This is a genomic window from Chitinimonas sp. (assembly GCF_036568685.1).
Lineage (GTDB): Bacteria > Pseudomonadota > Gammaproteobacteria > Burkholderiales > Chitinimonadaceae > Chitinimonas.
In genome coordinates, this window is record NZ_DATCSC010000015.1 from 87,992 (window position 1) to 94,174 (window position 6,183).

Below are 6,183 nucleotides of genomic sequence, written 5' to 3' on the forward strand. Positions count from 1 at the left end.
CTTCAGTCGGTCATCAGGCTCTGTAGCTGCTGCAGCCACTGGTCTGCGGCCGCTTCGCCCTGCTGTTCGTATAGCCAGGCATAGCCAGCCCTGAGGCTGTCGTTCGCCAAGCCCGGCGAAAGGCGCGCGGCTTCTTCCAGGTAGTCGAGCCCCTTGCTGTCACCTTCGTCCAGCAGTACCCGACCATAGTAGTAGACGGGCTTGGGGTAGCGCTCGCCGCTACGCCCAAGCAGATGGGCCAGCACTGGCTTGGCGGCTGCGGACCCCTGGTATTCAGCCAGCAGCAGGGCCAACTCCTGCGCGGCCGAGGCATCGAGATGCTCCATGGGTTGGCCGGACAGCTCGGCGATCCGGCTGGTGGCCCGGGTGTGGCGGCGGTGATATTCCTGCCACTGGCCTTTCTCCCCGTCCCACCAGCGTTGGTCGAACTCCCGGGTCAGGCTGGCCAGGGATTCGCCCAGCAAGGCGTCGGCCGCCGTCACGCTCAGCGCCGGTGGCAGGGCGCAGGGTTGATCCAGCGCCTGCACCCGTTCACGCAAGCAGGGGTGGGTGTCGTGCACGCCGGAATCCCGCTGCCAGGCGGCCTGCAGGCGTTCCTTGCTGGCCCACTCCGGCATGGTGGCGGCGGCGATCTTGCGCATCGCCGCATAGGGCATGAAGCTGGGGTTCGCACGCTGGGCCGCCTGCTGGTAGAGCTTGGGCCAGAATTCCTGCTGCAGCCATTCGGCCAGCAGTTCGCTGCGGACCAGCCCCGCGGCACTGGCCTCGGCGCCGGCCAGCCGGCCGGCCACCGCATCGGCCTCGTATTCATTCTGCCGCGAGAGGACGAAGGTATAGGCGTTGTAATAGGGCGCAAAGCGATCCAGCAAGGTGGCGAATACGCCGTTGATCACGTCCTCCTCGCGGCGCTGGCTGGCATGCTCGTGCAGGCTGGCAAAGGTTCGCCGCTGGCGGTAGATCCAGGCGCTGAGCTTGCCGTGGCTGCCGGCCAGGTGGCCATATTCGTGGGCCAGTACGGCCATCATCTCCTTGGGCGCCACGGTATTGAGAAAGGGCAGGCCCAGGATCAGATAGTTGCGGTGCCCGCCAAAGAGCCCGAAGCGGGGCACCTGCGCGATGGCGGCGTTGAAGTCGTGGGTGAGCAGCACCGTGTGGATCGCAGGCGCCTTGAGCTGGCTGCGCAGGCGCTCGATCAGCCTGAACAACCGGGGCGCCTCTGCCGCCTTGAGCGCACGACCCTGCGGTGCATCAAGGCGCGACAACAGCATGCGGGCGCTGATGGCGAGCACCGGCAGCGCCGCCAGCAGCCAACCTATCAGCGCCAACGTGGGGAACAGCCGCCAGCCATGCCTGACCCAACTGAAGAGGCCCCAGCTGATCAACCCGACTCCGCCCAGCAGGCCCAGCAACAGAAGGTAGGCCGACAGGCTGATCAGGATGACCTTGGCCCGGAACAGTGCGGGTTGTTCGCGCGCCTCGGCTTCCAGGCTCCAGACCAGCATCTCGTAGTCGCGTTTTTCCATGCAGGGGATTGTAGTGCAGTCGTTACCCGGCCCCAGCGACAAACAGGGTTGCGGCTCAAGCGGAAATTAAAAACCCCGCACGGGGCGGGGTTGGATGGCTTAACGCGAGATCGGCTTGTAGCGGATACGCTTGGGCTTGGCACCTTCCTCACCCAGGCGGCGCTTCTTGTCGGCTTCGTATTCCTGATAGTTGCCGTCGAAGAAGGTCCACTTGGAATCACCCTCGCAGGCGAGGATGTGGGTGGCGATACGGTCCAGGAACCAGCGATCGTGGGAGATCACCATCACGCTGCCGGCGAATTCCAGCAGGGCGTCTTCCAGCGCGCGCAGGGTTTCCACGTCCAGATCGTTGGACGGTTCATCCAGCAGCAATACATTGCCGCCGGCGATCAGGGTCTTGGCCAGGTGCAGACGACCACGCTCGCCGCCTGACAGCTGACCGACGATCTTCTGCTGGTCCGAGCCCTTGAAGTTGAAGCGGCCGATATAGGCCCGGCTGGGGGTCTCATAGCGGCCCACCTGCAGGATGTCGCGACCTTCGGCGATCTCGTCGAACACCGTCTTGTCGTTGGAGAGTGCGCCACGGCTCTGGTCCACATAGGCCATCTTGACCGTGTTACCGATCTTGACCGTGCCGCTATCAGGCTGCTCCTGGCCGGCCAGCATGCGGAACAGGGTGGATTTACCGGCACCGTTGGGACCGATGATGCCGACGATGGCGCCGGCCGGGACCTTGAAGCTCAGGTCGTCGATCAAGAGGCGGTCGCCAAAGGCCTTGCTGACGTTCTCGAATTCGAACACTTCATTGCCCAGGCGCTCGGCGATGGGAATGAAGATTTCCTGGGTCTCGTTACGCTTCTGGTATTCCTGCGAGTTCAGTTCCTCGAAACGGGCGATACGCGCCTTGGACTTGGCCTGACGTGCCTTGGGGTTCTGGCGCACCCATTCCAGCTCCTTGTTCAGCGCCTTCTGGCGGGCCGATTCGCTGGCCTCTTCCTGCTTGAGGCGAGCTTCCTTCTGCTCCAGCCAGCTCGAGTAGTTGCCCTTCCAGGGAATGCCGTGGCCACGGTCCAGTTCCAGGATCCATTCGGCGGCATTGTCGAGGAAGTAGCGATCGTGGGTAACGGCCACCACGGTACCGGGGAAGCGCACCAGGAACTGCTCCAGCCAGTCCACCGATTCGGCATCCAGGTGGTTGGTGGGTTCATCGAGCAGCAGCATGTCGGGGCGCGACATCAAGAGCTTGCACAGCGCCACGCGGCGCTTTTCACCGCCGGACAACACGCCGACGTTGGCATCCCAGGGCGGCAGACGCAGCGCGTCGGCGGCGATCTCCATCTGGGTTTCCAGATCCTGGCCGGCGGTCGAGAGGATGGCCTCGCAACGGGCCTGCTCTTCGGCCAGCTTGTCAAAGTCGGCATCCGGCTCGGCGTAGGCGGCGTAGACCGCCTCCAGTCGTTGCTTGGCTTCGAAGATCTCGCCCATGCCCGACTCGACTTCCTCACGCACGGTATTGGCCGGGTTGAGCTGCGGCTCCTGTGCAAGGTAGCCGATCTTCACGCCGGCCAGGTGTTGCACCTCACCCTCGAATTCCTTGTCCACGCCGGCCATGATCTTGAGCACGGTGGACTTGCCCGAGCCGTTCAGGCCCAGGAGGCCGATCTTGGCGCCGGGGAAGAAGCTGAGCGAAATATCCTTGATGATTTGCCGCTTGGGCGGAACGACCTTGCTCACGCGGAGCATGGACATGACGTATTGGGCCATAGGGAATCTTTGTACTGAGAGGGGAAATGCCGCCAGTTTAGCAAACCCGGCGAAGATCGCCCCGACTGGCGTTGCTTTATGCGATGCCACCAACGCCTTGCCGGGCCTGGGCCAAATCGGCTTTACCTTTGACGTGCAGCACGCAATCGGGCACCGATCGGGTCGAAGACCTGATCGATAGGCAAGGGTGGTTCGTTCCGGCGTGCCTGGCCGGGATGGCTGGCATCGCTGAGCTCGCGGCTGAGCTGCTCCAGCCCGGCCAGCGGGCGCCAGCGCTCGCCCTGCGCCTCCTCAGGCCAGGCCGAGGTACCGTCGAATACCAACGCCAGATGTGGCGTGGCATGGGCATCGCCCTGGCGGGCCATGACGGCGGCCAGCCGGCTTGGACCCAGCCGCGCCAGCGCACGCTGGTAGGCGCGCAGTGCGTCGCTACAGCGGACAAAACCGAAGCCCGCCATCAGCCGGCGGAACTGGCGGGCAAGGCCGGGACTGTCGTCGAACAGCTGCTGCACCATGCCGGCTCGGGCATCGAAGGGCAGGGCGGGCTGGATGTCGCTACCAGCTTCCAAGCGCAGTAGCGGGGGCGTGACGACGCCCGCCTGGCGGCAAACTCTGCCGAGGTTGGCGGCAAAGACCGGCAGCGTGGCACGCAGATTGCCGGCCACTTCGTCCAGTTCTAGTCTTCCGTTGGCATCCGGCGAGGCGCCCCACAGCCCGAAGTCGGCCGGCCCGCTCTCCAGTGCCGGATCAGGGCGTGGCGCAGCCGCTGCCAGGGCCTGGGCGTACCAGACCTCGAAGCCGGGCGGTGCCTGGCTGGGCGGTTTGGCCTCGACCTGGCTGCCACTGGTGGGCAAGGTCTGGCTGGGATCGACGGGATGGGCGCGCATGGCCAGGCTCAATTGCAAGCGCCGTGCCACCCGGGCAGCCAAATGCAAAGACCCGCGCATGCCGGGCCTTGGCGAGTTTTCTCGGGCCGGAAGTTGCTGCAATCTCGCGCCAGCGAGGCTCCCTCGCGGCGGCCAGGGCGGGGGGAGTGGGATAAATCAGGGAGGGGGGCCGTTGATTTCTCACCAGTCCCTAACGCCCGGCTTTGCCGGGCGCAGAGCTGGCGTATCGAGTAGTCACTTGCCTGCGAGCCGCACTACCCCCGGGCGATGATGATCTGGTACTTCTGCATCAGCGCGTCCTTCGTCTCTTTGCGGTCCGGGTCGAGCGGGATGCAATCGACCGGGCAGACCTGCTGGCACTGCGGGGCGTCGAAGTGGCCGACACACTCGGTACAGAGATCCGGGTTGATCTCATAGATTTCCGCCCCCTGCGAGATGGCATGGTTCGGGCACTCGGGCTCGCACACGTCGCAGTTGATGCATTCGTCGGTAATCATCAGGGCCATGGTGGTATCTCGGCTTGGGCAATCGGGGGAGAATTTTACCACCGCTGCATGACAATTCTTAGTGCCTGTTATGAACCTAAGAATTTGAAAACAGGCATTTATTCAAAGTGCGCCCGAGCGCAGCGAGGTTCCCCGCCGGCGGGCGGCTGCCAGAGTTCTTGGCACTCGCGCCTAGAACCTGTGCGTGCAAGGCTGCGGAGGGGCGGGAAGAAATCAGGTGAGAGCCTTCGTTTCAGTCATCTGTTGATGATTGGCGTCAGGGTGGGCGAAGTCGTTGCCACCGTTAGGTGGCTTACTACTTCGGCCGCCCCTTGCGGGGACAGCCCGGGCGCTTGCGTTGAGTGCATCTCACATCCGCTGCTAGTAAGCCTACAAGGGCTCTTAGTGCTTGTTTCCAGATGTAAATTCCCCACGCAAGCAAAGAGGCCGGCTGGCATGAATTGGCGGCGTGCGGCTAGGCTGTGGACACCGATTGCCTTGGAGCCTCGCCATGCGCCTTGTGCTGCCTCTCGCGGCTGCGCTTTTGTCTACCCTCGTATCCGCCATCCCCCTCGGGGAATCGGATGCGCGCCACTTGTTGGCCCGTACCGGCTTGGGCCCCACGCCGGCCGAAGTGGCCGAGTATGCCCAGCTGGATCGGGCGGCCGCTGCGCAGAAACTGCTCGATGGGGTCAGGACGGTTGCAGCCACGCCGGCCCCCGACTGGACGGCGCAGGATCTGCCGGAGCGGCCCTACCGCGACATGAGCGACGAGGAGCGCAAGGCCCTGCGTGAGCAGCAACGTGATCTGGGTATAGAGCTGCGCAGCTGGTGGTATACCGAGCTCTTGACCACACCCTCGCCGCTGACCGAGCGGATGACGCTGTTCTGGCACAACCACTTCGTCTCGGCCCTGCAGAAGGTCAAGCTGCCGGTGCTGATGTACCGCCAGAACGTATTGCTGCGGCGCGAGGCGCTGGGCAACTTCGGCCACCTGCTGCACGAAGTGGCGCGCGACCCGGCCATGCTGGTCTACCTGGATGGGGTGCAGAACCGCAAGGGACAGCCGAACGAGAACTTCGCCCGCGAGGTGATGGAGCTGTTTACCCTGGGCGAGGGGCACTACAGCGAGCAGGACATCCGCGAGGCCGCCAGGGCGCTGACCGGCATGGGCGTGGATCGGGCCAGCGGCGAATACCGCTTCCGCCCGGCCCTGCATGACGACGGCAGCAAGACGGTATTCGGCCAACGTGGCCGTTACGATGCCGGCGCCTTTATCAACCTGCTCTTGAGCCGGCCGGAGACGGCCGAATTCGTCACCGCCAAGCTGTGGCGCGAGTTCATTTCTCCTGAGCCTGATCCGGTGCTGGTCCAGCGTTGGGCGCGCCAGTTCCGCGCGGGAAACTACGAACTGCGACCGCTGCTCCAGACCATGCTGAGCTCGGATGCCTTCTATGCCGCCGCCAACCGGGGCGTACTGGTCAAGTCTCCGGTAGAACTGACCGTGGGTACCCTGCGCCAGTT

At 64.5% G+C, this 6,183-nt stretch carries 5 protein-coding genes; 1 reads left to right on the forward strand and 4 read right to left on the reverse strand.

Annotated elements, in window-relative coordinates; genetic code table 11:
* Nucleotides 1-2: 2 nt before the first annotated feature.
* The 4 genes from VIM95_RS02745 to VIM95_RS02760 all read right to left on the reverse strand — a co-directional run bounded on the left by VIM95_RS02745 (nt 3) and on the right by VIM95_RS02760 (nt 4,680).
* A complete protein-coding gene (locus VIM95_RS02745) occupies nt 3-1,523 on the reverse strand; it encodes a M48 family metallopeptidase (protein WP_331982718.1) in 1,521 nt (506 codons plus the stop codon).
* Between the two features lie 99 nt (nt 1,524-1,622).
* Nucleotides 1,623-3,287: an energy-dependent translational throttle protein EttA gene (gene ettA / locus VIM95_RS02750; RefSeq protein ID WP_331982720.1), complete on the reverse strand. Its 1,665-nt coding sequence runs from the start codon at nt 3,285-3,287 to the stop codon at nt 1,623-1,625.
* Nucleotides 3,288-3,409: 122 nt separating this feature from the next.
* Nucleotides 3,410-4,174 (reverse strand): hypothetical protein, encoded by a 765-nt coding sequence (locus tag VIM95_RS02755; protein WP_331982722.1) that lies wholly within the window; start codon nt 4,172-4,174, stop codon nt 3,410-3,412.
* Between the two features lie 254 nt (nt 4,175-4,428).
* On the reverse strand, nt 4,429-4,680 hold the full coding sequence (locus VIM95_RS02760) for a YfhL family 4Fe-4S dicluster ferredoxin (RefSeq protein WP_331982724.1): 252 nt from the start codon (nt 4,678-4,680) through the stop codon (nt 4,429-4,431).
* Nucleotides 4,681-5,203: 523 nt separating this feature from the next.
* On the opposite strand from VIM95_RS02760, the gene VIM95_RS02765 reads away from it, so the two are divergent.
* On the forward strand, nt 5,204-6,183 hold a 980-nt coding region (locus VIM95_RS02765; RefSeq protein WP_331982726.1), incomplete at its 3' end, for a DUF1800 domain-containing protein.

What these genes read in the sequence shown, in the direction of transcription:
- VIM95_RS02745 (WP_331982718.1), bottom strand. Translation starts at nt 1,523, where the DNA reads ATGGAAAAACGCGACTACGAGATGCTGGTCTGGAGCCTGGAAGCCGAG.
- ettA (WP_331982720.1), bottom strand. Translation starts at nt 3,287, where the DNA reads ATGGCCCAATACGTCATGTCCATGCTCCGCGTGAGCAAGGTCGTTCCG.
- VIM95_RS02755 (WP_331982722.1), bottom strand. Translation starts at nt 4,174, where the DNA reads ATGCGCGCCCATCCCGTCGATCCCAGCCAGACCTTGCCCACCAGTGGC.
- VIM95_RS02760 (WP_331982724.1), bottom strand. Translation starts at nt 4,680, where the DNA reads ATGGCCCTGATGATTACCGACGAATGCATCAACTGCGACGTGTGCGAG.